The organism is Rhodococcus sp. AH-ZY2, assembly GCF_030916465.1.
Taxonomy (GTDB): domain Bacteria; phylum Actinomycetota; class Actinomycetes; order Mycobacteriales; family Mycobacteriaceae; genus Rhodococcus; species Rhodococcus ruber.
The window spans coordinates 41,478-66,433 of sequence record NZ_CP126457.1; the positions used below are offsets into that span (position 1 = coordinate 41,478).

Consider the following 24,956-nt stretch of genomic DNA (forward strand, 5'->3'; position numbering starts at 1 on the left):
ATGGTGAATCTGCCGCAAACGACCGACGATCGCTGGGACACCGGCAACGAAGCCGGGGACGGCGCCGGCGCCGAGGCGACCCTGCTACCGGCCGCACCGGAATCCTCGACGCAGCCTCAGCCACCGGTCGCCCCGGAACCTTCGACGGAGTCTCAGCAGGAGAAGAAGGAACCGAAGTACCCGAACGTCATGGAGTTCGTCCACGGGTTCTTCCTGCCGGTGATCCGCCGCCGGATCAGTGACAACGACGGCGGCCTGTCCTGGGACGCAAGGTGGTGGGCTTACCCGGAGGTCGTCGCCCGCCTGACCGCCCTGCACCAAGCCTGGGAGGAAGCACGAGCGTCGGACTCGATGTCTGCGATGTCCTCGTGGTGGATTCAGCACCTCGAACCGCACCTGCGGGTCATCCTCGACGGCGACACCGGACCGATGGCCAACGCCAAGGCCGATCGCAGCTTCATGGGCTGGCCGGCCATGTCCTCGGACCCTGTACCTACAGCTGTTCTCAACGCGATCCTTACGCAGCACAGCGGGTGAGTGTCAAGGGAAATCCGCGTAGAGATACTTGGACTGATTTCCAGCGGGGTACCAACGTCTGAGGTACTGCCAACCCCCTTAGATTGTGAATAGGGCAAACGCATTCTGGTGCAGCAGTTAGAGTGAGAGCTGCCCACAAGTGAGCCACTTCGGCGAGCACCTCGGAGCACTTCGATGATCCTCACCGAATCTTGCAGAAATGGGGGATTCATGAATATGACACGCAGACATCGACGTAGTGAAAGTGGTAGTGCGCGGAGAGCGGCGATCGCCTTCGCTGCCGGAACAATCGCGATGGCGGTTGGTTTCGTCGGCGCAGCGGGCACTGTGTCTGCGGCACCGGTCGAGCGCAGCACCGAAACCTACACCTCTTCCTTCACGTTCGATGGGCCGGTGACCTGCAACGGGGGACCCACCTACACCTTGACCGACACGGTTACCGTGACTGTCCATTTTCTCGAAAACCCAGGTGGAAGAAGAGTTCTCCGGGCAGATATCACGGAGTCGCTCACCGGCGTCCCGCTGGATCCGTCGCTGCCGACAGTCACCGCGACTACCGAAGGTCAAGGCACTGGGAGCACTTCGACGCAGGGGGCCTTCACCAACACCTTCCACGGGAAAACAATCGCGACATACTCCGATGGGAGCACGGAAAGTGCCTCGTTCATCAGTCATACGACCGTGAGCCCGTATTACCAAAAAATCTTGAATTTCGACAGATGCCACTGAATCGCCACTTCCGAGGTTCTTCGACCGAGTCCTGGAGTTTTCAGACCGGTGTCAGCACCAACGGACTGAGGCACAACGGATCGAGGATCCACGTCCTCTCCCGAGGTGAACGGGTGAGGGCGGTGACCTCGGTGTACACCCACGACAGTGTGATTCTGCTGCCGAGGGTGACCGCCATATCGATCCACAAGCAGGGGATCTCGGGGTGTGGTTCGGGCACGTCGCCGCCTTCGCATGGAACGGGCCCTGCGCGGCGCCGTGCTGTTGCGTCATCACGCAAAGTGGGCCCGAACCCGAGAATCGACCGTGCGTCCTGGCAATCTTGGGCAAGTGGCAGTCGCACGATGCGCGCCTGACATCCTCTCTCCATGAGCGATTTCCAATTCGGTGTCCCACGTACCTACATCAACCAGGCCGGCAACGAGACAACGGAGTGGCCGGATGGCTTGAAGGTTGTTCGAATGGCGGATGGCCGTGTGAAGATCGGTCGCCAGGGTGCGGAGCTTCGAGGTGGGACGAAGGGTGTGAAGGTCCAGCAGTTCACGAGCGGTAGCAACCCCACTGCGCACATCATCGCCGCGTTCGACGATATCGGTACCTAGAGGGCACGCCCTGCTTCCTGGCGCCAGGTGAAAAGATCATCGCCGTGACGCCGCAAATAGACCGACCTTCGCTTGATCCCGCCCCGCTAGACATCGATGTCCACCGAATCTTGTCCTGTGAGCCTGTCCGCCGTGAGGTCGCGGTTGGCACTGGAAGTCCCGTTCCGAGGGAAGGCGGCGTCTACGCGTGGTGGTCGATGAGTTGCCCGGAGAAGTGGACACCACGGGGTGCGTTGAGCGCGACGGCCTTACCCTCCTGTACGTCGGTATCAGCCCGAAGGCCCCGCCGAAGAATGGACGTCTCGCTAGCAGTCAGACCCTTCGGTCTCGGATCTCGACCCACTACTCCGGGAACGCAGAAGGGTCGACGTTGCGCCTGAGTCTCGGATGTCTTCTCGCTCCGACACTCGGGATTGAACTCCGACGCTTCGGCTCCGGCACGCGGATGCACTTCGGAGAGGGCGAGCGTGAGCTTTCGCGGTGGATGCACCACCACGCACGAGTGGCTTGGATTGTCGATCACAGGCCCTGGGAGTTGGAAGAACGACTCTTCGGCAAGCTCGTCCTCCCGCTCAACATCTCGGGTAACGCGAACTGCGCGTTCTCGGCCAGGATGAGCGGGCTCCGATACCTCGCCAGGGCAAACGCACGGGAGCTCCCTGTGCTGCCGAACCCTGGCGTGGGTGGACGGTACCCGTGATCAGTCTTCGTCCTGCCCCTAGCTAGTCGAACAGTCGTAGCGGTCTGGACTGTGTGAGATGCGCTCGCACCGCCTTCACCATGGGGGCACGAGTCCCATTCAGCGCCGTCTTCGCGGGCTTGATACCACTCAAGTCGATGGTTTGACGCTCGATAGCTCGGTTAGCGGCAGTAATGATAACTTTTCTGAATGCAGTGAAAGCGCCATAGGAAGCTTCGAGTGTTTGGAGTGTATTAGGTTCGTCGACGAGCATGAGTGCCGAAGTGAAAGAGATCTCTGCGGCCATGATAAGCGGTGCGAAGTTCTGAAGTTCACGTCTTAATTCGTTAGCGGACTCCTTTACCTCGGCATTAGCGGTGGCATGTTCAGGTGTACCAGGGTTGTACTTGATGAGTTCGTTCTGGCGCCACTGGACAGCCCTCATCGCCATTTCCAGGTTAGTTGCCGGCACTTCGAGAGTGGCGATCGCAGTCCAGATAGGCCCGAGAGCTTCCACTTGCTGATGTCTGCGCCCCACGTCCAACTCATTCATGAGGCGACGTTCAGCTGCTTGCAGTTCGGCCCTGTGCCGCTTTTCGATTTTGCCCGCTTCGATTTGGGCGTTCTCTTCGGTCTTCCGTGCTTGCCTATTCGCCTGCACAGCAAGCCAGACAGAGGCAAACGCAAGGAATGTGGCACCAACAGCACTGGCCCATGCGCCGGCTGCTCCGACATCAGTCGAGTCGAACCAATCTCCGGTGATCCAGCCGAACACCTTGAACCCAGCCAGGATCGCGATGACCGCGAGCACAGTTCCGGCAAACGCTCCGACGATTGCGCCGCCCCACCGTGCCCAACGCGACTGCCACCACTTCGGCTCCGGCGTCGAACCGGTGCTTTCCTCTCCAAGGTCGCTCGACTTCCGGAGGTCTGGGTCCTTGTCCACGTTCTCGTGCTGCACGCCGCGATCAAACCAGACGGGTGGCTGGCCGCGCGGCTACAACTCGTGGTGTTGGCATAACGGCTGTGGGGGCCACCGCCGGGTGGCCCCCACAGTGGTGTCCTGGGGTCAGTAACCGAGTGTTGCTTCCTGACTGTGTTCGACTCCCATGTGGGGGACGAACGCGGTTTCGTTGGTGTGGTCGGGTTGGCGTTCGATGTTGAGCATCTCGGTCACCGATCGGGGGTGACTGTTCATGGCGGCACCGATCGCTGACAGCAGTTCTTGGCTGAGACGGTTCAGATCGACGGGGGACAGGGGCGGGGCCACCTCGTCGTCGCCGTTGATCGGGCCGATCGCTGTGGCCAGACCCCGGCCGGCCGACTCAAGGGCGGACCCGATCTTGCCCGGATCGGTTTCACGCTTCTGCTCGGACTGGGGCACGTGTTCGAGCTGGGCGGACACGTCCGCGTCCTCGGCGACGTCGACCGCAGCGGCCGGTTCGCTCTGCGGGTCGGTGTCGCTGGACGCTTCCGGGCTGCTCGCGGACTCGTCGACGTTCATCTCTGCCGCGGCGCCTGCTGTGGCGGTCTGCTCGTCGGCGGTACGGGCGAAGGATTCGGTCACCGATTCCGGAACTTCCGATGCCCGTTCAACCGAGAGGTGCTGTTCGGACAGTTCGGCGAGCTTGTCGAACGACGGCACACTCTTGGCCGCGACGTAGCTCAACGCGAGAGCTGCGGCCGCGTCGAAGGCTCGATTGTCACTGTCCCGGTCGGCGGCTTCTTTCTCGGCCATGCACCGCTGGATCTCCTCCGGGGGCATCTGCACTTGCACGTACCGCTGCTGTTCTTGGCGGTACTGCTGTGCTCTCAGCGCTTCGAGTCGCGCAGCATTCTCCTGCGCCAACTGCTCCCATCTGCGGGTGTTCTGCGACTGCGCGCCCAGGTGTCGAGTGGTGGCTGCCGCTGCCAGAACCTGGATGGTGGTCTGCTGCGCCAGCTGTCCACGGAATGCACCGAGAACGTCCTTCATGTTCTTCGGTGTCGGCGACGGCTGGCACTGAGCGCGGCGATTCTCCGCTGCACGGAGAAAACCCACGAGGTCTACAACGTCCTGGCTGGCTTGCGCCCTGGCCGGCCTGCGCTGCGGCACCGTCTGCGCACCGGCCGGGGCCGCGGTCTCCGAGGACGGCGGAATCGAGGCGTCGGTGGGGTGGGCCGACCGTCCGCGGTTGCGCAGAAACCGTCGCTTCTGGTCGTTGTCCGCCATAGTCCTTCTCCTTGTGCCGTTCGTAGTCGGGGGTCGTAGCCGGCGGGCTTACAGCTCCGGTTCTGGACCGTTGTCGTGTTCGAGTGGGTCGCGGTCGATGGGGGCGTTCGCCGACGAGTCCGCCTGTGTCCGTCGCGGCTGGTGGCCGCGGGTGAAGTCGGTTCTGCCTGCGCTCCGTCGAGCGAGTTCGGCGTCGATCTGGCCGAGGATGGTGCGTTCGGCGTCGATCGACTCGTCGAGTCGGGTGATGCGGTCGGTGATCCGGCCGATGGCCTGGTCGTCGGTGGCGCGGGCGCGGGCCTTGGCAGCTTCAGCAGCCCGATAGTGCTGTGCACCGCGTTCGATCACTGCCCAGCGACGCTTGAGTGGTGCCACCTGTTCTGCTGCGGCCACGGCGGCGCGGGCGGCATGGATCTGCTGTTCGGTGGCCTGCGGGGAACGGGTCAGGGCGTCGAGGCGAGCGCGGGCAGCACGCACCGCCGCTATGTTGCGTTCGTCGATCTCGACCTGCGCCAGGGACCGTTCGACGGCTCCGAGAGCGGACGCCTCGCCTCGTGCCCGGTCGAGCTCGTCCTTCGCCAACGACAGCAGCATCGCGTCTTCGGTGAGCCGGCCTTGGCTGAGCACCCGTGCCGAATTCAGTTCGGCTTCGGTGTAGCGGGCGTACGGGCCGACCACCTCGTCGGTGGCCTGCTCGGGTCGGTGCAACCGTTGGATGTTCGCGGTGAGGGCTGTCTTCCGGTCTTCGCGGAGGTGCGCCATCGGATCGTTCTCGTCGTCGGATGCGTGGGCGAGCACCCGCGAGATCGCGATCTCCCGCACCGTGGTTTCCCACAGTCGCACCCGCCGGGGGTCCGTTCCCCGCTGGCCGACGGCGACGATCCACGGTGCGCTGCGTTCGAGTGCGGCGGTGGTGTACGAGTCGATGAACGCGTGCATCTGCTGCTCGCACGAGCGGGCGTAGGCAGCGAGGATCGGATCGGTGCCGGCGGCAGCGTCGGTCAACGCCGGTATCCGGTAGGCCGCCACTGCGTCGGTGCGGCGGCGCGGCAGCTGCGGTCCGTCCTCGGCTTCGATGCGGTTCTTCAGGGCGCGGGCGATGACCCGGCCGGGGGAGTTGTTGTCGGTGTCGATCCGGCCGGCCTTGCCTTCGGCGCTCATCACCGATGCTGCCTGGCGCAGCAGGGCCTCGGTGTCCCAGCCGAACGTTTCCGACTGGGCGACGTAGGTGACGATCGCGTCCCACCCGCCGAGGCCGTGCACCCAGCCGAACTGCTCGTCGGTGAGGATCCGGTTCAGCAGCTGTTCGGTGTAGTCCTCGTACAGCTCCCCGAGGACCAACATGTAAGTGTCGGTGATCGTCGACCAGGACGCGGCCTTACGCTGTTCGTCCTCGATCATCTGATGCACGGTGCGCTGCGAGCCGTCGCGCGCGATGATCTTCGCCAGCAGACCCATCGCACCGGGATGCTCGTCGGGGTGATGTTCGAAATCCCAGTCGGGCAGCTCGTCACTCGCGGCATAGACGATATTGGTGTTCTTGCCGCGGCTGAGCGCCACATACAGCGACTGCCGGTCCATGTTCGCCCCGGCGAGCACGTGGCAGCTTCCCACCGTCATGCCCTGCGAGCGGTGCACCGTGGTCGCGTAGCCGAGTTGCACGTTGTCGGTGATGTAGTCGGCGGCGACGGTGACCTCCCCTGAGCTGATGTTGTTGCGCAGCCGCAGCGAGCCGTCGGCGCCGATCTCGGCGACGGTCCACAGGTCGCCGTTCTTCACCCGACCGGCCTTCTTGCCGTCGGAGTCCTTCACGACGTACTTCGAGTTGTTCTTCCGGGTGACCACCACGTCCCCGACCGCGGCCTCGAGACCGTCCGCCAGGACGATGCCGGGGCCGGTGACGGTGCCATTGGCGCGGTAGTAGGCGGCAGCCTTCTCGTTGAGCTGGCGCACCAGATCGTTGGTCGGGGCGACCATCAAGGCGACCTGGCCGGCCTCGACATCGGCGACGTAGGCGTCGAAGACCAGATCGGCCAACTCGTGCGCCATGCCCTGCCGGACGCGGTCGTTCTCGTCGTACCACTCCAGCACCGACACATCGCCCGTGCGCAACCGCAGGCTCGCCTCGGCCTCGCCGGCGGTGGCGAACCGGTGGACTTTGCGCAGGAACGGGGCGTTGGTGCGATCGGCCAGATCCCGCAACACACCACCGGCTTCGACGGAGGCGAGCTGCTGCGGATCACCCAGCAAACGCACCACCGCACCGGCCTCGGTGGCGATGCGCGTCAAGTCGGCCAGGTCGCGGGCCGAGGCCATGCCCGCCTCGTCCACCAGCAGAAGATCACCCCTGCCGATGCCGGTCGGGATGCCGACACGGTGGCGGGTGAGCACGTCGGCGATGGTGCGTCCCTCCACCGAAATCTCCTCACCGAGCACTTCGGCGGCCCGGGCCGACGGCCCCAGGGCGAGGACGCTTCCGTTGACCGCTTCCCAGGCCCGGGCGATCACGGTGGCCGCCGTGGTCTTGCCGGCACCGGCCGCACCGACCGCCACGGCCACACGCGTGCCGGCGGTGAGGAAGTGCGTGATTAGCGCGAGCTGATCGGCACCGAGCTCGTGCCCGTTCGCCTTCTCGATCTGGCGCAACTTGCGGCGGATGATCCGCTCAGAGATGGTGTGCTCGTCCTCCATATCGGCCTGCTGGCGCATGAAGTCCTCGGCGTCGAGAACCGACTGAGCGGTGTAGCGCATCTCGGCGCGATCGACCAGCAGACTGCGCCGCCGTCCCCGTTCGACCCGGTCGCTGATCCGCTCGGGCAGGTGGTATTCCTCGACGTCGATGGGCAGGCAGTAGTCACGCAGGGCGAGTTCGAGCGCGTCATCGTGAATGGCGCGCAGCTGCTCGTCGTCGGCGAAACTGAACTCTCGCAGTCGCCTTTCGATCTCGGCGGTCACCGAGAACACCGTCCACGAACCGACCTTGTGCGAGAGCGTGTCGACGACTTCATCGACGAGGGCCGGCACCTGCTCGGGTGCCAGTTCCGGGCGGCGATCACGCTCACCGCGGACGGATTCGACCAGCTCGCCGGGACTGCTTCCCACGAGGATCGCCTCGGCGCGCCGGCGCCATTCGGCCCGCAGTTCGGCCAGTGAGCGTGGGGGATTCTTGGCGTTACGGGTGTCGAGGGTGGCCTGTTGCGCGTGGGCGTACTGCACCTTCTTCGGCGGATTCTTGCCGTAGCGGGTCTTGTAGTCGCGGGCCAGCTCTTCCTGGCGTGCCTCGATGGCGGCGCGGCGGGAGAACTCCTCGATCAGGGATAGCGGGATGCCCTCGACCTCGTAGACCGGCTGCTTGCCGACCGGTGTATCGGGCCGGGGGGCGAAGGTGACACCGAGCTTGCGGGCCACCAGATCGGCCACGCGGGTGTTGTACTTCTCCGACGCCGCAACGTTCGCCTTGTAGAGAATCGAGCCGTCGATGGTGGTCCAGCGGCCCTCGGCATAGACGCGATTGAGCACCGCGCTGTGGGTGTGCAGGTTCGGGTCCGCGGCGCGATTGTCGAAGTGGTCGAACCGGGCGATCAACAGCCCTTCGGCCTTGACCTTGCGCTCGCCGCCCTTGCCGCGGCGGGTATAGATCACCTCGTTCTCGATCCAGGCCAACGCTTCGTCCACGGCCTGCCTGTGCGCTTCTTCGACCGCGGCCTTGACCTCCTCGTCCCCGAGTCCCCACAGCAACGAGATCGACTTCATCGGGGTGAATACCAGGTCGTAGCCGGCCACTGGCTGACGGGCCTTGTTGTACTGCTCAGTGATGAACTGCCATACCTGTTCGTCGCTGAGCAGGTCTGCCGTCTCACCGTTTTCGCGGCCCAGGTGCTTGCGGGCGGTGGAGAGCTGGAGTGCCTTCTTCGTCTCGGTGGTGGGGTACTCGCCGTGCTGCGCCTTGTAGGCGGTGCACAGTTCTTCGACGTCGTGGACGTATTCCTGGCTGTTCTGAAACCACGAAAATGCCCGACCGAGGGCGGTCTTCCTGGACCAGTTCAGGTGCTCTTCGGCCGACGCTCCGGGTCCGGGTTTGGTGTCCAAGGCGTTCGGGATGCGGGCCGCGCCGAACACCGACCGCATCGCGGATTCGGTGACTTCGGTGCCGACCTCGACATCGACCTTCTCGGCCAGCTTGCCGCACCAGATGCCGGGCGGGGTGCCCTTGGCGAGGTAGTAATCGACCGCATCGGGTTTGCGGGACTCGGTGGCGTCGCCCTTGGCGACGTGCTTGGTCAGATAGACGTAGCCGTCCCCAGCGTTGAGCTTGTGGACAGTCATCACGGGAGTTGATCTTGCCATGTCGGCACTTCAGTGCATGAGGTGTGTAGAAGTTTTGGAGCTGACCACAGTCAGCCCGGGCGTGCCCAGAACCTCGACGGTTCTGGGCACGTGACGAGGGGTGCCGTCGTGAGGTAACAGGGGAGGGGGTCGGCGGAAATGGAACCAAAGTTGTGATCCGACACGGCGCCCGAGTGTGCAGCGGTGTGGAACCGCCGCGAGCCGATACACTCCCGGGCCATGGCCACGTCTTCGAAGGCGGCAGCGCGCCGCTCCCTGCGCCCGCACACCACCCCGAACGTTCGGGAGAACCTGCGGCGCGAAAGGGAGCGCTTTCTGGCACGGCAGGCCGAGCTGGAGGCGTTGGCAGCTCCGATCCACGACGCAGCGGCGCAACTGGCGAAGCTCGACGCGGTGCTCGAATCACGGGCGGCCACGCCGCAGCGCACGATCGAGAAGCTGGAGAAGGCCCGGGATCGGCGCATCGCGAAGATCCAGCAGGAGTACGCCGCCAAGATCGAGGCCGTGCAGGCGGAAGCAGAGTCGGCCGGCACGCACCTGACGCCGGAAGAGCAGGAGCAGGAGTCGTCGCTGCTGCGTGAGTACGCACTCGCGATCGTGGAGTTCAGTGCGAACGCTTCGGCCGCCGAACTTGCGCCGCTGCTGGGCGTGAGCACGCGGGAGGCGAAGAAGATCATTGACCAGGCGAAGGACGACCTGGCCGCGTCCGGTATCGGCGCCTGGTCCGCGACGGCTACGCCTGCCCCGTTGCCTGCTGCCGACGACAACCAGCCGGTAACCGCAGCGTCATGACATTGCTTCGGTCATGAGCGTCGACAGCGAGCCGTCACTCGACTTCGGCTTCCCGGAGTGCAATATCGAGTACCTCGTCTCGAAGTCGTCGGATCAACCGCGCGGTGGGTGCGTTGGTGGACAACTCGTTGCGGCCGTCTAAGGCGAGTGTCGTGGCGTTCTCGAACCGAATGTGGTGTGTGAGCACAAGTGCAACGAGCTGTTGTGCCTGCGCGTGGGACACGACCACCTCGTGGAGTCCACGCATAGCGAGAACTTGCGCTACGCGATCGCCCTCGGCCGGCTCTCGGGGCGTTCACTGCTCGACGGGGCAGGGGGGTTCGCGGTACGAGCGGTTCCTGGCGATTCGTGAGGCACTGCGACACCGCTACGACGAAGAAGCACTGTTCGGCGCGAAGATCAATTCAGGTGACTCGCAGGGCGCCTTGTTCTGAAGAAACTGCAACCAGTTGGCGATGGGAGGACGAGTGATGATAAATCCGGCTCTTCGCACTTCGTAGGGGCGTGATGTTGTCCGACCCCGTGCCGTGTCGGTGATTGAAAAAGGGCCCGCGCCCTTGTGAGCTGGGTGTTCTTCAGGCAACCAGACCAGCAAGGAACGCGGGCATGCTCCACAGTAGTGGTTCACTGCTGCTCGATCTCGACGGCGTCGTCGTCGAATCGGTGCGGCGCCTCGACGACGGCAGCCGGATCGTCCGGCTCGGCACCGACCCCCGGTGGGTCGGGGTGTGCCCGCAGTGCGGGCAGAAATCGACACGGTCGAAGGGCTGGGTGACCACCCGTCCCCGCGACGTGCAGGTCGGCCCCGACCGCCCCCGACTCGAATGGGACAAGCGGAAGTGGTTGTGCACCAACACCTCATGCGATCGGAAGGTGTTCACCGAGTCCGTGCCCGGCATCCCTCCCCGCAGCAGGGTCACCCCGCGGGCGAAGACGATGATGGCCGCGGCCGTCCTCGACGACGACCGCTCGGTGGCCGCCGTCGCCGCCGAGTACCGGTGCGGCTGGCACACCGTCCACGATCGGGTCGTCACCGTCGCCGACACCGTCCTCGACGACGAGCCCGGGCCGGTGACCGTCCTCGGTATCGACGAGACCCGCCGCGGCAAGGCGAAGTGGGAGACCGACCCGGTCACCGGAACCCGGCGGTGGGTGGACCGGTGGGACACCGGCCTGGTCGACATCGGCGGCGATCAGGGCCTGCTCGCCCAGGTCAACGGCCGCAGCGCGGCGACGGTGATCGACTGGCTCGACGCACGCGACGAGCAGTGGCGACGGCAGATCACCCACATCACTATCGACCTGTCGTCGGTCTACGCCAAGGCGGTACGTGAGGCGCTGCCGCACGCCGAATTGGTGGTCGACCGGTTCCACCTGGTCAAGAAGGCCAACGAAGTCGTCGATGCGGTGCGCCGGCGGGTCACCCAGACCCACCGCGGTCGGCGCGGCCGCAAGTCCGATGTCGAATGGATCAACCGTCGCCGGCTGCTGCGCGGCGCCGAGACTCTCACCGCCGAGCAGCGCACCGAGCTGTTCACCAAGCTGCTCGCCGCCGACCCCAGCGAGGAGATCGCCGCCGCCTGGATCGCCAAGGAGCTGCTGCGGGACCTGCTCGCGTGCACCGCCCGCGGCGGGCTGCGGCACGAGATCCGGGCCGCGTTGTATCGGTTCTACAAGTTCTGTGCGGCCTGCTCGGTGCCCGAGGTCACCGCGCTGGCCCGCACCGTCGAGACCTGGCAGGACCCCATCGTCCGGGCCATCCAGACGGGCCTGTCCAACGCGCGCAGCGAGGGCTACAACCGAATCGTCAAGCACGTCGGGCGGATCGCATTCGGATTCCGCAACCCCGACAACCAGCGACGCAGGGTACGGTGGGCCTGCACCCGCCGCTCCCGGCGGAGCACACCCAGTCGGCGTCAATGCCACTGCTAACTGCGAAGAGCCATAAATCCTCGGGCCAGCACCGAGCTCGTCCTGTCCTGGGTGTGAGGTCCGTCGTGCGAGTGTGCCGCCGCGAATCGCGTGCGTAGCTTAGAAGGCTGGACGGGTCACCAGCCCGCTCAAGACCGCGCCCCGCAGGGAAATCCGCGGTGCTCATTGGGCCGATCCGATCCTTGTGGGGGACGTCGAGTACCGCGACTACAGCAGCGGACGCCTGCGGCCTCCCAGCTGGCGGGCCTGCGCGACGACAAGACTCCCGACCAGGTCGGACTGCCCAGACTGCACTGATGTAGCGATTCCCTCAATAGCGATTCCCCTCAATTGGGAAAGTAACCATGTTGGACTGTGGGCAAGAGACCATCCAAGCCGGCGCTTCTGCTTAGACCTCCCCGCCTTCGGATGAGTCCCCATCCTCCGGTTCGTTCTTGCACATCCAGTCCGGTTTGTCCTTGAACTTCCAGTACTGATCCTCTGGGTACTCTCGCCGAAACTTAAACACGTGGCATAGATCCTCTAGGAATGTCACGCTCTGCTCGACATCCGAGATGAGCGGACACCGGCGGTGTGCGTCGAGCGGGAGGCCGGCTACACAAGGCTCATTGATCTCTTCGATCGTGAGGATCCGGGCGTCAGGTGCGTCGCCCAGACCGAATCGCCGCCAGTATTGCTTTCCTAAAATGGGTGGGGCGAACGCTCGCACGGGATCCGTGATGACCCGGGGGCAGTCGTCAGTACATACATCGGCCAGCTCATCTTGGATTCGCCCAAGGATGGGTGTCACGGCGATTTTGGTCCAAGCTTCAATGAATTCTGGATTCTTGAGGAGATGGTCTCCCTCGATACAATCCCCAAGGTTGAAGATCACCTTGTGCAATCGGTTCGCCGGCCAATAGGGCATCACCGACATGATCAGGTACGCAGCAGCCCGCACCGTCTGTCCCCCGTCCACCGGTCGCGCCAGAGGTCTCACCCCGAGCCGCGGGAGCTCATAGGCGGCCTGGTAGAGAGTCTCGGTGATCGCGAGCGGCTCGTCAGGTATCAGCGTCCCCCAGGGGCGTTCGGCGAGTCCTTCGTCCGACTCCGCGTACGTGAACATCGCAATCGCTCGTCTTTCGTCGTCGGCAGCCTGGACGACCGACTGCCGTTCCCAGAAGTAATCCAAGTCTTGCTGGGTTGGTGTCTCCCCGAGTTCCCAGAATCTGGCGGAGAGCAGTGTCAGGCGCTGTGCATCATCGAGCGCTTGCGGCAGCGTACGAGCTGCGACAGTCGGGTGATCGCGGATGAGTCGATCAAGAGTGTCTCGATCCCAAAGTCGCACTTTTGGCCGAGGATGAAGCTTCTGCCAGTCAGCCACCCAGTCCCGCGTGGGGTTGGAGAATCTGCTGTTCGTGCAGAAGACGAAGACGTCGATATCATTTCTGGCAGTCAAGTTGTTAACCGCCGTCGTGACTTCGTCTCGAGGGACTGTTGTTCCGCGTCCCTTTGATTCGATCCACCAACGGGTGCGATCCTCCTCCCCGTCAGGTGTTGGCTGCACAAAGACCGCTTCGAGATCCCGGCCGTTGTCAATCGCGGTGACCCCACTGTGGGAGCCGGCTCGCCAGGCCAGCTCTTTCGCCCCCATCGCGTCCAGAAGCCCAAAGAGAAGTTCCTCGAGCTGCGCACCAACGATCGAATCCCAAAGCACCGATGTCGACACCGGCGCAGGTGAACCCAATTCAGACATGAGTTCAGGATGCACTGCTACCAGGGGGGTGTCTTCTTAAAAGGAAGCGGAAGAACGAGCGCCGCGGTTGACGGTCGAACTACCACGATATTCGGCCACCCGGACCGGCACGACCTACCACCTGCAGAGTCCATTTGAAGTCCCGTGCCGACCTCCGTCGACCCTGCCGCGCCGGTGCTCTCGGTCGAGAGCGGACGCGGCGTCACCGATGGGATGCCGGTGGAGCGGTCAGCACAGATTCCGCCTCGCGGCGAGGAAGCCGTCACGCAGCTCGCCAGCACCGCCGCCGGTCGCGGCCGCGGCCACCCGCCGCAACGACGCCGCCGAATGGCACCGCTTCCCCATCTGGTGCACCGCCGAAGGCCACGTGGCGCTGCCAGCGCATCTGCTCACTGACGCCCCCTACCTGCTCGACGCCGTGGCGACCATGACCGAGCGGGGGAGCACGCCTACGTCCCAAGCACGGTGGCCCACTGGGACGCGGCATCGGCTACCACCACCGCCGCGCCGGGACCTCGCCCCCGGTGCGGACGAGCTGGTCACTGCGACGTTGTCGGGATCCGCCGCGATGGCCGAACACATCGACACCCTCACCGATGAGGAGGCCCACGCCACAGCCACCGAATGGCTCCACGGGTGCCAAAGCCACGTGGACGCCCGTAACCCCTCGCCAGAGCACTCGGGGTGCTGTCCGGGTACGACCTCAGCTGTCGTTGCGCGTACGACCTCATGTGTCGGTGACCGACGGTCTTATGGTGCCGGGGCGTCGGGCTTGCTGACAAGGGCTTGGCGGTCCTCGAGTCGGTAGCTGGGCCCGTTGATGGTCAGCACGTCGGTGGTGCAGCAGTCGGTCCAAGATGGTGGTGGCGAGGACATCGTCGCCGAGGACCGAGCCCCACTCGGTGAACGATTTATTGCTGGTCACGATCGTCGCGCCCTTCTCGTATGGGCGGCTGATCAACTGGAAGACTCCCCCGAGCACTGCGTGCAGGGAGGTGCCCCCGTGTTGGCTTCTTCGCGGTCGAGTGGCAGGTAGCCGACCTCGTCGATCACCAGCAACGACGGATGCATCGGGCTGCCCAGCTGCTTGGGCAACCGGCCGACCGCATCGGCGGCTTTGAGTTTGCGGACCGGGTCGTCGAGGGTGGTGAAGTAGATCGAGTACCCGGCCTGACACGCCGCGACAGCTAACGCCACGGCGGCGTGCGTCTTGCCCACCCCGGGCGGACCGAGGAGAGCGACATTGCTTGCTCGGGAGACGAATTCGAGTGTCGCCAGGTCCCGGACCCGGCGCGGTTCGAGGCCGGGCTGGAAGCTGTAGTCGAACTCGTCGAGGGTCTTGTGGTGCAGCAGGGCCGACAGCTCGAGGGCATTGCGGAAGCGCCGTGATTCCCGCACGGCCAGCTCCTCGGCGAGCAGATGGTCGAGGAAGTCGAGATAACCCTCCCGCAAGGGTGGCTGAGCCAGCCCATTTTCGGGCCGCGCCATGCTCCCGCCACGACCGCCGAACGACTACACTCGCTGTTTCAATCGTGTGGTATCGACGAAAGCGACGCGGTGTCAACCAAGCTGATCTTATTGATCCCCGGTATAGGCGGATCGACCCTGTGTGACACCTACGGCGATCCGGTCTGGGGGTATCACGTCCGCGGCAGCGCATCGACCATCCTGCGCCGACCCGAACGGCTCGCGATCGACCAACCGCTGCGACCATCCGGGCTCTTGAAGACGATGGCGGTACTCCCTTGGAAGAAGGTGGCCGGCTACGAGTCGCTGGAACGGACGATCCGCTCGTTATACCGGTTGAGAGACGACGAAGTAGACGTCAGCCTCGAGACCCGGCCTCCGAACCTCTCGGCTCGCCTCGTCTCGTTCCCGTACGATTTCCGCCTGCCGGCTCAAGAGGTCGCACAGCGACTGCTGTGGGACGTCGAACGGCGCCTCGAGGCACTCGGCCCCGACACCAAAGTCATCGCCATTGCGCATTCGTTGGGAGGCCTCGTGGCGCGGTGGTGGTGGGCAATGGGCGGGCACGCGGTGTGCGAGCGGCTGATCACCATTGGAACCCCCCACCGAGGAGCTCCGAAGGCCGTCGACTGGCTCGTCAATGGGGTCCGGTTCGGCGGTGGTCCAGCATCAGCGGTCACCGGACATGTGTTCGGCGAAGCCACGGAGGTATTACGCTCCTGGCCATCGACATATGAACTCCTGCCCCGATACCGGGCCGTGTTCGAACGGGATCAACCGCGCTACCCTCACGAACTCGCAGTGGCCACAGCAGATTTCCGGAACAGGGCTTCATCGGCATACGCTAGCCACCTTGAACTAGAGACGATATGTACGCGACTGCACGAATTGCCACCTGCCCAGCGGCCCACCCAAGTGTCCTTCTATTCGCAGGGTCATCCCACGCCGGCGCGTGCAGTCGTCACGGAGTCGGGTCTGCAGATCTCAAAGACGGACGCGGAGTGGCTGCCCAATGTCGGTTGGCTCGGTGATGGCACTGTGCCCGCGATCAGCGCCATCCCCATCGAGCACAGCACCGGGCCCGATGTCGACCAGTTCAGGCGGTTCGCACCCGAGTCGCACATCCCGTTACAGTCGGGTCAGACGGTGGCAGCCTATTTGGCCTCGCTCAATTCCGCTTCCCTAGCTTCCGTACGCGATGTGGGTGCCACTGCTCCGTGGATCGGGTTCGACGTCGACGACGTCTATCCGGTCGGCCAACTGTCAGTCCTAAGTGTCAGGTTGAACGGGGCTGACCGGACCGATGCCGGGGCACGGATCAGCGTGCGCGGACCTGGCGACATGGACTTCGGGGATGCCGTGGCGATGGAACCCGACGAGGACGGATGGAGCGTCAGAGTCGCTCCGCCAGAAGAGGGCTGCTACTCCGTGAAGGTCCAGGTAGATTATGGACGCAACCGCCAGATCATCACGGCATACGATTCCTACGGCGCCTATGCAGTGTGAGTTCGGCGTCGATGAGGATCCGAAGACGCTGGAGCAACATGCGTTCAGTCGATTCAGGTGCCGGGCCACGCCTTCTGCATCCGAGCGCGGCGGCGGTGACCGGGCCACGACGAATACGGTGAGCATCCGTTGACCTGGGCCGCCGACGAGGCCGAGGCAGCCGTCGCGCTGCGCGCGGCGCGTCTCGAACGGGCCGCAGTGATTCTGCGGGGCAGCGTGACCGACGCCCGCTCACGTCGCAATACTGCGACTCAGGTACGCGCGCTTTGCGCCCTCACCGAGGTACTGATTCGCACCGGTGAGCTTCCTGCTGCGAAACAAAGCGCTGGTTGCGCCTATTCGCTTTCCCGAGCACACGACCACCGGGCGGGGATCGGCATGGCCCGCAATACTCTAGCGGTGTTCGAATTGCGCGCCGGAAGGATCCATCAGGCGCGCGACCTCGTCGACGCGGCAATCGCCGACGTCGGTCCCGACGACGTCCCCACGGCACTGCCACGCTTCCTGTTCACCTCTGCGCTCATCCACCGCCGCGACGGAGATCTTCGACTCGCTCATACGTCCTATGAACGGGCACTCGCATTATCGATCCGATATGGCGATCACGCCCGGGTCGCCCGCTGCCACAAGGGATTGGCGGATCTGACCCTCCGGTTTGGGGACCCAACACTTGCCACTGAGCTCTACGAGCAAGCCGTCGAGGGTTCGCGTCGCGTCGGTGATCTACTCGGGGAGGCACATGCCTTGCGATGCATTGCCGAACAAGCCATGAGGGCATCCAACCTGAATGCTGCCACCGAACGATTCGAGTTGGCCGCCGTCGCCTACGAGCGGGCGCGCGACAGGCTAGGGCTGGCCTACACCTGCGTGGGTCGCGGTGAACTCGCGGCTTTGCGTGGGGATCCCAGCACGGCGCTGGCATCGTTTTCCATGGCGATCGAGCATGGCCGGGCGGTCGGCGATCGACTCGCTCAGGCCAACGCACACTTCGAACGCGGAGAGGCCCGGCGCATCCACGGTGACCTCGAGAATGCGGCTCGCGACTACACCATCGCGTTGCGCAGTTATCGAGAGTTGGGCGATGCCTTGGGCCGGGCGAATACGATGCGGGCCCTAGGCGATCTCGCGCTGAGCACTAACGCGCCTGGGCGGTCGGAGCCGCGCTACTACACGGCGTTGGCGGTTTACAAGCACCTCGACGCGCCCAACTCCACCGGCAACGCCGAGTACGGGCTGGGGTCGCGTTTCGCTGCCGAGAACGACGACGCCCGGGCCATCCGCCACTTCGAACGTGCGCTGCGCTGCTACGAGAAAGCACAGAACCTGCTGGGACAAGCGCGGACTCGGGAAGCGCTGGCAGGGCTTCAAGCGTCGCAGCACAAGCAGGCCGCAATCGCGACACTGATTACGGCGCTGGAGCTTTACGAACAGATCGGCGCGCCGTATGAGTACCTTCGGTGCGCTGAACGGCACGCCCAACTGGTCGGCGGCCACGACCGCGAACGTGAGCTAAAGGTGCTGGCCCATGTGCACCGACGCGGTCGCCAGATGGGCCGTTGGATCAGCAGCCCCGAGGGGCGCACGGCGTACGCCCGACGGCTCGATCGAGTACAGCGCGCTGCGCTGGAGTTGACGGTGCAACTGGATCGCAGCAGCGCAGCGGCGCAAATCATCGAGGACGGCACCTCGAGCACGTTGGCAGCCCTGCACGCCTTGTCGCAGGCAGAACATTCCCCCGACGACGACGTCGCCGCCACGCTGCGCGAGCGGATCCGTTCACTCGTCATCCAGCTGATGCAAGTGGAGGGCGCCGAGGTGATCACCGACAACCGGGGCGACGCCGGGCTGTCAGGAGTGCGGTCCCGCTGGAGGGCGCCGCTCAGCGGGCCCGCTTACACCCACCAGGACTTGGCCGCCCGGCGCGCCGAACGCGACCGGCTGCTGGCCCAACTCGAAGGGCTTGTGCAACGCGACGTCCGAGCTGTTCTTGAGCCACCCACCATTGATGTGGCAGAACAACTTCGGCTCGTCGCCGCTCGGCATCCGGTGATCCAACTCGCCTGCCCTGCAGGCCTGCTCGGCGGCGCACCGCTGTTCACCGTGTACACCAGCGTCGACGGTACTACTACCATCGACCGCGCCGTGATCGACGCCCACTCCGCTGCGGCGCTGGCGGCGATGACGCCGTCCGAGCCGACGGACCAACTCGTCCCCGTCTGCACGACACCGCCCGTGACAGTCGTCGAAGGTGTGGCATCGAGTGACGATGCGCCTGGGATCGACGCGCTGTTCGCACTGCTCGATGAGTCCGACGATCAGCGCTTGCGCGCATTGGGGGCCCTGTTGTTCTCCCCCAAGCTCATCGGTTACATCTCGGCGAACGCCCCCGAACCGTGTGGCGCCATACGCGTGCTGGTGATTCCCGACGTCCGCATCTGGAGTGTGCCGTGGGCAGCCCTCCCGTATGGGGACCAGTCGACGTCCCCGAGCCGACTGGCCGAGTCGGTGATGGTGTCCGTCGCCCCATCCCTACACGTAATTCAACTCAGCAGGACTGCGCGCTCGCGCGAGTCGGCGCCCACGGCGCGAGCCATCGCGTGGCTCTCGGGTGTCAGCGGGGAAGAGATGGAGCGGGCGGCTCTGGACCAGTCGTTTCACGGCCAGGTCGACCACCCCGAGTCGGCGCGCGACTTCCTGCGCAGCCTGGCGGACCGAAGTCACGAGTTCACCATCGCCAGCGTGCACGGACGAGCCCGCGTCGGGTTAAGCCACACGCTCGACTTGGGTCAGGACGTTCAGCTGTCGGCAGCCCACCTACTGGGCATCCAGCCGCCCCGGGTATGGGTGATCGGTGCGTGCTGGGCCGGCCGCATCGATCCTGACCCGGCCTCAGACCCACTGGGTCTGCCGACACTCGCGATGATCACAGGCTCCGACCACATCCTGGCCGGGGTGTATCCGTTGCCCGACGGTGACCACGACGGGAGCTCTCCAACTGCCGCTCTGCTAGCCGACGTCTACCCCAGCCTTGCCCGCGACGTGTCGCCCGACGTCGCACTATGGCTGGCCCAGCAAAGGATGCGCGCCTCCGGCGGCCCAGTACACCACTGGGCCGGGCTGGTTGACATTACTTCAGGCTACGCGGACGGCTGACTCCGAGCGGCCGCGCAAACAACCAGACGGTCGGACAATGGCGCAACGGTCGGTCGCTTACGTGGGCGCGCGGCGTTCGGGCTTGGGCTCGGGCTCGACCTAACGCCAAGATCGTATCCGCGCGCATCTGTTTCCTAACGCAGGGAAAGCCACTAGTGTGACTGTTCGCTGCGAATTTTGACGCAATGAGGGGGAAAGCGTGCGGATTCAGTTCACCCGATCGGCTGGGGCACCATGACGGCGGTCATCGGTGGATGACTTCGGCCGGCTATATCCCGGTGAGTTTCTTCGCCCCGACGAGAGCAACATCGACGATCTGGTCGACAAGATTGCCACGATCTCGCAGCGACTGAAGTCGGGCGCGGAATCGATTGGGGGAAGGCGGCCCATCGATTCGACGATGCGCTACCCCGAGGCCACGGCATACCCGGCGCTGCCGCTGCGAGGTTTGACGTCCGAGCAGGCGTTCACTCATTCGTTGGAGGCGTTCGAAGGTGCTGCGCGCTGGCATGATCCAATGGCGCTGTTCAACCTGGTTCCCTCGCCATGGCTGGACACGGTGGCACTGTCAACGTTCACGTCCTTGCACAATCCCAACGCCTTCTTCGACCTAACGTCAGGCAAAGTCAATCTGCTGGAGAAGCGAGTGAGCAGGATGCTGGGCGAACTCGCGGGGTGGCCGGACGCGGTGGGGATTGCCACCAGCGGCGGGAAGGGGACATTACTCTACGCTATCAAGGCTGGCTTAAATCGACTCGACCGCGGGTTCATCCGGCGCGGCATTCACGGTGCGCCCGTGGTCATCGCCAGTCAACGTTGTCATTTCTCGCTCGAAAGCATCTGCAACTTCTTGGGTTTGGGTACTGACAACTGCATCCGGCTTCCGACTGATACCGAGGATCGGCTGGACCTCGATGCGCTAGAAGCTGAGCTCTTGCGATGCCACCGGCAGGGCAGACAAGTCGCTTGCGTAATCGCTTCCGGTGGAGGCACGTTGAACCTGTCCATCGACGACGTCGGCGGTATCCGCTCGCTACTCGACGCTTACGACGCCCCGCCGTATCTGCACTTCGACACTGTGATCAGTTGGGCGTGGCTGCTCTTCGGTGCTGACCCCGGCCACTATCAAAGCACCGTTCGCGCCGCGGACGTGCTGCGCAAGATCGAGACGGCGTCGGCCGCAGTGAGGGCAGTCCGCTCGGCGGACTCCTTCGGCGCCGATTTCCACAAGACGGGTCTGTGCCCGGCAGTCAGTAGCTTCTTCGTGACCAGGACCGCCGACAACCTTGTTGGCACCGACGACGTCAGCCCACTCGATGAGCACACGCAGTGGGGCGATGCCCGCTACTGTGATGTCAGTATCGAGAATTCACGCTCCAGCCACGGCATCGTTTCGGCCTACCACGTGCTGATGCGACTGGGCGTGCACGGGATGCAGGACTACCTCAGCTACCTGCTGAGCGTCCGCAGCGTTCTAGGCGAGTTGGTCGAAAGGCATTGGAAACACAGGTTTGAAGTCGTAAATACCCGAACACTGGGCTTCGAACTGGTGATCAAGATCCATCTCCATGGCGACAGACACAGCTACGCCGAGCTCGCGTCTGCGCCAGCGAATGTCCAGCGCGATTACGTCGCGCGCTGTGAACGGTTCCGTCGCTTCATCACCTTTGATCAGCACCCCGACGGTCGCGCCGATCCGTTCATCGGCTACGTGGCGCGGTATCAGTACGGCACGGACTCCGAGGGCCTTCCAGCGTTCCTGCTGTATCCCATCTCGGCCTTCATCGACGGCACAGCTGCGGCAGAGATACTTAGCCGACTGGCGGGGGCATGCGAACAGTTCGAATCTGCGGTACCCGACGGCGACTGTGCGCACGACGGTGCCCGACTGCGCAGGGAACCTCCGAAATGATCGAGTGGCACGCCATGTGTGACGAGCTCCGCATCGATCGCGGAACGTTGGAGGATCAGATCGCGTGTGAGCTAGGCGACTTCGAACCGAGTTCACCCGAGGCGATCCGCAGGCGACGGTGCTGACCGAGTCGGCTCCTGCTCCCGTTATCTTTTTGAGGGTCCTTGAAACCGAGGGCCGCGGTCGCCAGACCTGGTATGACTTCTTTCCCCTGTCATCAATGATCCGGGGGCTGGGCGAGTATAGGATAATTGCATCTCACCTTTGAACCGAAGCTGGAGTGCCTCGTACTCCTCGTCCCACTCTGCTTGCCTAATCTGCGGCATGTCGTCGAGGATGGTGAGAAAGCTCGGCGGCTCCGATGCCAGCTCGTAGATCTGCTTCTGACTGAAGACGCGGACCGGTGCACGGTCGCACACGCGCCCAGCCTGTGCCTCCCACTCGGATCCATCCCAGAGCTCGATCGGGCCTTATCCCCGGATTGTGGACACGGGTGGTGGATTACGCGGCGGATGCCAGCATAGCGGTGTAGAGGGTCTCATAGGTGTCCGGGGACCGGTGTCCGCACCAGGAGTGCCTCCTTCTGGTGTTGTAGCGGGTGACCCAGCGGAACACCTGGCGTCGGCATGTGGCCTCGTCGGGCCAGGTGTTCGCGCTCTGGAGGACTTCTCGTTTGAGGGCGGCGTTGAAAGATTCGGCCAGACTGTTGTCGGCACTCGTGCCGACCATGCCCATCGACTGGGTGACGCCGAGACGGTCGCAGAGAGCGGCGAACTCCTTCGACGTGTATTGACTTCCGTGGTCGCTGTGAAAGACGGCCCCGGCCAGTCCATTACGAGCCTGGTCGGCGGCACGGAGGGCGTCGGCGACGAGGTCGGTGCGCATATGGTCGGCGATCGCCCAGCCGGCGAACTTACGGGAGTAGCAGTCGATGACTGTCGCCAGATACAGGTTGGCTCCGCCCTCGATCGGCAGGTACGTGATGTCGCCTACGTAGATGCGGTTCGGTGCGTCGGCGGTGAAATCCCGCTCGAGCAGGTCGGGCACCTTCCGGTCGGCAGGTTCGGGGACTGTGGTCGTGACCCGTCGTCGGCGCCGGTAGCCGACGATGTCGTTCTCGCGCATCACCCGGGCCACCCGCTTGTGATTGATCTTCTCGTCCGCAGCAACACCATCGTTGAGTTCGGCAGTAATCCTCGGGGCTCCGTAGGTGTTGTCCTCGGTGTGGATCACCCGGATTCGCTCGGCCAGCTGCGCGTCGTCCTCGGCGCGAGCCGCCCTCGTCGGCTCTGCGGACTTCCAGGCATAGTAGGACGAGCGCTCGATCTCGGGTGAGCTCGCATAACCGCTTCACCTGATAGGTGTCGGAGTGGTCGGCGACGAAGCGGAAGCGGTTCACCATTTCGTCTCCCCGATGCTTCTATGTCAAGCCGCCGCCGAAAACGTTGCATTCGCGACCTTTCCGAGTGCAGATTCGTCGGCACGCAGGACCTGAAACACGCGGTCGGAGACGCGACGGCGGAGCAGGCGCAGTGCCTCTCGCCGGCTCTTTCCGGCGGCCTGCAGCTTGTCCACATAGCCCTTGCCCTGACCGCCACGGGCGACTTGAGTGATGGCGATGGCGTGCAGAGCAGCGTTGACAGTGCGGTTACCACCACGGTTGAGACGGACCCGCTCGTGGGCCGACCAGACCGGGATCGGGGCGGTGCCGTTGAACTTCGCGTAGGCGTCTTTGGAGGGGAACCGGTGCGCGCCGGCGGTCTCCCCGATGATCACTGCCGCCGACAACACTCCGCACCCGGGAACGGCGAGCAAGGACGGCGCCAGCACCCGTACCCGGCCGCGGATCTCGCGTTCGAGGTCGTCGATCCGGCGGGTCATCTGCCGGCACCGCTGCAGGAGTTCACCGGCAATCTGCGCGACCACTCCGGTGAACTCTGTAATCCGATCGGCGAGTTCGTCCATCACACAGTAGCGTCGGAGCCCCCGTGCGGGGACGTGCAGTTCGGGATCGAGCTCGTGCAGATGCCACCGCAACCTGTTGATGAGTTTGGTTCTCTCACAGACCAAGTCGTGGCGGTGATCACTGAGGAGCTCGATCTCACGGGCAGGTCCGTCCAGTCGCGCGATCGGTAGGTTCGGCTCGCGTAGCGCGGCCATGGCGACCGCCTGCGCGTCGATCGGATCGGACTTGCCCGGCTGGCGGGCGCTGCGCCTGTGCACGGCCATCAGTTGTGTCTTGACGCGGACCACCGCGTAACCACGGCGCAGCAGATCCGCCTCCAGTCGGCGGGTCACGTGCCGGCAGTCCTCGAGCGCGAACCGCACCTGCGGCCACTGGGCGGCCCACTCGAGCGCCGACAGATGTCCCGCAGTGGTGGCCTTGACGGTCTGCTGCCCGAGCGTGCGTCCGACCTCGTCGACCGCGACGAAGGTGTGGGTGGATTTGTGGGCGTCGACTCCGATGATGATCACCTGACGACTCCGATCCGTGAAGGGGATGGGCCAGGTCGGTCGTCGTTGGGCACGCCTCAATCGGGCATCAGCGGCACGCTTCTATCAGGCCACACGAACGACCGCCCCGGGCCCGGCGGGACCGCACATCGGGACAAGCCACCGACCAGAGTCGGGGCAGCGAAATATCGAGCGAATCCCACCGGACCTGTCCAGGATGACATTGAGGCGAAATACTTGGCCGCCTGGCGGAGGATCTCGCGTTCGGTGGTGAGCTTGGTTGTCTCGGCTCGTAGGGCGGCGTTCTCGACTTCGAGGCGGGCGAGTTTCTGCTCGACGGTCTCTGGTGCGTCACCCGCGCCCAGGCGTGGGCTGTGGGGCCGTGCCGGTGTGTGCACCCGGGTGCCGTCGACGTGGGTTTTGGTGCCGGTCCCGTATTGGTCGATCCAGCCTGTCAGGGTGCCGCGCACGACCCCGAGGTCAGCGGCGATACCTCGGATCGTCGCGCCCGGTGTCGACTCGTACAACTCGACCGCCTGGCGCCGGAACTCTTCCGAGTAGTTCTTGCGTGACATAACTGAAGATCATCTCGCTTCCCCAGCGGTGCTGGATTCCGCGTGTCCAAGAACCGGGGTCAAGGCCCCAGAACGACGACGGCGTCACCGAACCAGTTGCCCAGGTCCAGGCCTGCGAGTCGGCACCGAACAGGATTCCGTGGGGGAGAGGTATTGCCTGCGAGCTCCACTATCTGCGGCGACGACCCGACCAACGTGCTCGCCGACTTCGCTGACACAGCGCACCTGACCCGGTGCAGCACTTGCCCACGCAACCGGATGGGCACCAAACCGTTATTGCGCTGCCGGACCACGGGGGCAAGTCTGCGGCACTGATTCCACGCC

Annotated in this window: 13 protein-coding genes and 4 pseudogenes; 9 read left to right on the top strand and 8 right to left on the bottom strand. The window is 64.6% G+C overall.

What is annotated here, in order from left to right; all coding sequences use genetic code 11:
• The 4 genes from QNA09_RS00200 (at position 1) to QNA09_RS29150 (ending at position 2,568) form a co-directional block, all read left to right on the top strand.
• Positions 1 to 537, top strand: a complete 537-nt coding sequence (locus QNA09_RS00200) for a DUF4913 domain-containing protein (protein WP_308071946.1) — start codon at positions 1 to 3, stop codon at positions 535 to 537.
• A gap of 174 nt (positions 538 to 711) precedes the next feature.
• Entirely contained in the window at positions 712 to 1,266 is a 555-nt protein-coding gene (locus QNA09_RS00205; RefSeq protein ID WP_308071947.1) for a hypothetical protein, read from the top strand.
• A gap of 368 nt (positions 1,267 to 1,634) precedes the next feature.
• Entirely contained in the window at positions 1,635 to 1,868 is a 234-nt protein-coding gene (locus QNA09_RS00210) for a hypothetical protein (RefSeq protein ID WP_308071948.1), read from the top strand.
• 214 nt (positions 1,869 to 2,082) lie between these two features.
• A complete protein-coding gene (locus tag QNA09_RS29150) occupies positions 2,083 to 2,568 on the top strand; it encodes a GIY-YIG nuclease family protein (protein WP_374121860.1) in 486 nt (161 codons plus the stop codon).
• A gap of 22 nt (positions 2,569 to 2,590) precedes the next feature.
• Here the strand turns inward: QNA09_RS29150 and QNA09_RS00215 are convergent, their stop codons facing one another.
• The 3 genes from QNA09_RS00215 to mobF form a co-directional block, all read right to left on the bottom strand.
• A complete protein-coding gene (locus QNA09_RS00215) occupies positions 2,591 to 3,508 on the bottom strand; it encodes a hypothetical protein (RefSeq protein WP_308071949.1) in 918 nt (305 codons plus the stop codon).
• Between the two features lie 108 nt (positions 3,509 to 3,616).
• Positions 3,617 to 4,759, bottom strand: coding sequence for a hypothetical protein (locus tag QNA09_RS00220; protein WP_308071950.1), 1,143 nt, complete (start codon positions 4,757 to 4,759; stop codon positions 3,617 to 3,619).
• 48 nt (positions 4,760 to 4,807) lie between these two features.
• Complete coding sequence (gene mobF / locus QNA09_RS00225; protein WP_308071951.1) at positions 4,808 to 9,085, bottom strand: MobF family relaxase; 4,278 nt, start codon at positions 9,083 to 9,085, stop codon at positions 4,808 to 4,810.
• Between the two features lie 240 nt (positions 9,086 to 9,325).
• Here mobF and QNA09_RS00230 point away from each other — a divergent pair, with 240 nt between their 5' ends.
• Positions 9,326 to 9,898 carry a hypothetical protein gene (locus QNA09_RS00230; RefSeq protein WP_064257819.1) on the top strand — a complete coding sequence of 191 codons (573 nt, stop codon included), beginning with the start codon at positions 9,326 to 9,328 and terminating at the stop codon, positions 9,896 to 9,898.
• A gap of 559 nt (positions 9,899 to 10,457) precedes the next feature.
• Positions 10,458 to 11,830: pseudogene (locus QNA09_RS00235) on the top strand (ISL3 family transposase).
• A 388-nt stretch (positions 11,831 to 12,218) separates the two neighbouring features.
• On the opposite strand, the gene QNA09_RS00240 reads toward QNA09_RS00235, so the two are convergent.
• Entirely contained in the window at positions 12,219 to 13,565 is a 1,347-nt protein-coding gene (locus QNA09_RS00240; RefSeq protein WP_082921192.1) for a restriction endonuclease, read from the bottom strand.
• Between the two features lie 750 nt (positions 13,566 to 14,315).
• Positions 14,316 to 15,008, bottom strand: a pseudogene (gene istB / locus QNA09_RS00245) (IS21-like element helper ATPase IstB); the annotation flags it as partial.
• Between the two features lie 114 nt (positions 15,009 to 15,122).
• Between istB and QNA09_RS00250 the strand changes: the two are divergent.
• From QNA09_RS00250 to QNA09_RS00260, 3 genes are all read left to right on the top strand, one after another.
• Positions 15,123 to 16,538, top strand: a complete 1,416-nt coding sequence (locus tag QNA09_RS00250) for a hypothetical protein (RefSeq protein WP_064257621.1) — start codon at positions 15,123 to 15,125, stop codon at positions 16,536 to 16,538.
• A gap of 129 nt (positions 16,539 to 16,667) precedes the next feature.
• On the top strand, positions 16,668 to 19,691 hold the full coding sequence (locus QNA09_RS00255; protein WP_156666270.1) for a tetratricopeptide repeat protein: 3,024 nt from the start codon (positions 16,668 to 16,670) through the stop codon (positions 19,689 to 19,691).
• 250 nt (positions 19,692 to 19,941) lie between these two features.
• Positions 19,942 to 21,603: a pyridoxal-dependent decarboxylase gene (locus QNA09_RS00260; protein ID WP_064257623.1), complete on the top strand. Its 1,662-nt coding sequence runs from the start codon at positions 19,942 to 19,944 to the stop codon at positions 21,601 to 21,603.
• Positions 21,604 to 22,104: 501 nt separating this feature from the next.
• Here the strand turns inward: QNA09_RS00260 and QNA09_RS00265 are convergent.
• The 3 genes and pseudogenes from QNA09_RS00265 to QNA09_RS00275 form a co-directional block, all read right to left on the bottom strand.
• Positions 22,105 to 23,017, bottom strand: a pseudogene (locus tag QNA09_RS00265) (IS3 family transposase); the annotation flags it as partial.
• 11 nt (positions 23,018 to 23,028) lie between these two features.
• The gene (locus QNA09_RS00270) at positions 23,029 to 24,078 is read right to left on the bottom strand and encodes an IS110 family transposase (protein ID WP_064257624.1); all 1,050 of its coding nucleotides are present in this window, start codon (positions 24,076 to 24,078) and stop codon (positions 23,029 to 23,031) included.
• Between the two features lie 209 nt (positions 24,079 to 24,287).
• Positions 24,288 to 24,632: pseudogene (locus tag QNA09_RS00275) on the bottom strand (transposase); the annotation flags it as partial.
• Positions 24,633 to 24,956 lie beyond the last annotated feature (324 nt).

What these genes read in the sequence shown, in the direction of transcription:
- QNA09_RS00210 (WP_308071948.1), top strand. Translation starts at nt 1,635, where the DNA reads ATGAGCGATTTCCAATTCGGTGTCCCACGTACCTACATCAACCAGGCC.
- QNA09_RS00220 (WP_308071950.1), bottom strand. Translation starts at nt 4,759, where the DNA reads ATGGCGGACAACGACCAGAAGCGACGGTTTCTGCGCAACCGCGGACGG.
- QNA09_RS00230 (WP_064257819.1), top strand. Translation starts at nt 9,326, where the DNA reads ATGGCCACGTCTTCGAAGGCGGCAGCGCGCCGCTCCCTGCGCCCGCAC.
- QNA09_RS00200 (WP_308071946.1), top strand. Translation starts at nt 1, where the DNA reads ATGGTGAATCTGCCGCAAACGACCGACGATCGCTGGGACACCGGCAAC.
- mobF (WP_308071951.1), bottom strand. Translation starts at nt 9,085, where the DNA reads ATGACTGTCCACAAGCTCAACGCTGGGGACGGCTACGTCTATCTGACC.
- QNA09_RS00205 (WP_308071947.1), top strand. Translation starts at nt 712, where the DNA reads ATGATCCTCACCGAATCTTGCAGAAATGGGGGATTCATGAATATGACA.
- QNA09_RS00240 (WP_082921192.1), bottom strand. Translation starts at nt 13,565, where the DNA reads ATGTCTGAATTGGGTTCACCTGCGCCGGTGTCGACATCGGTGCTTTGG.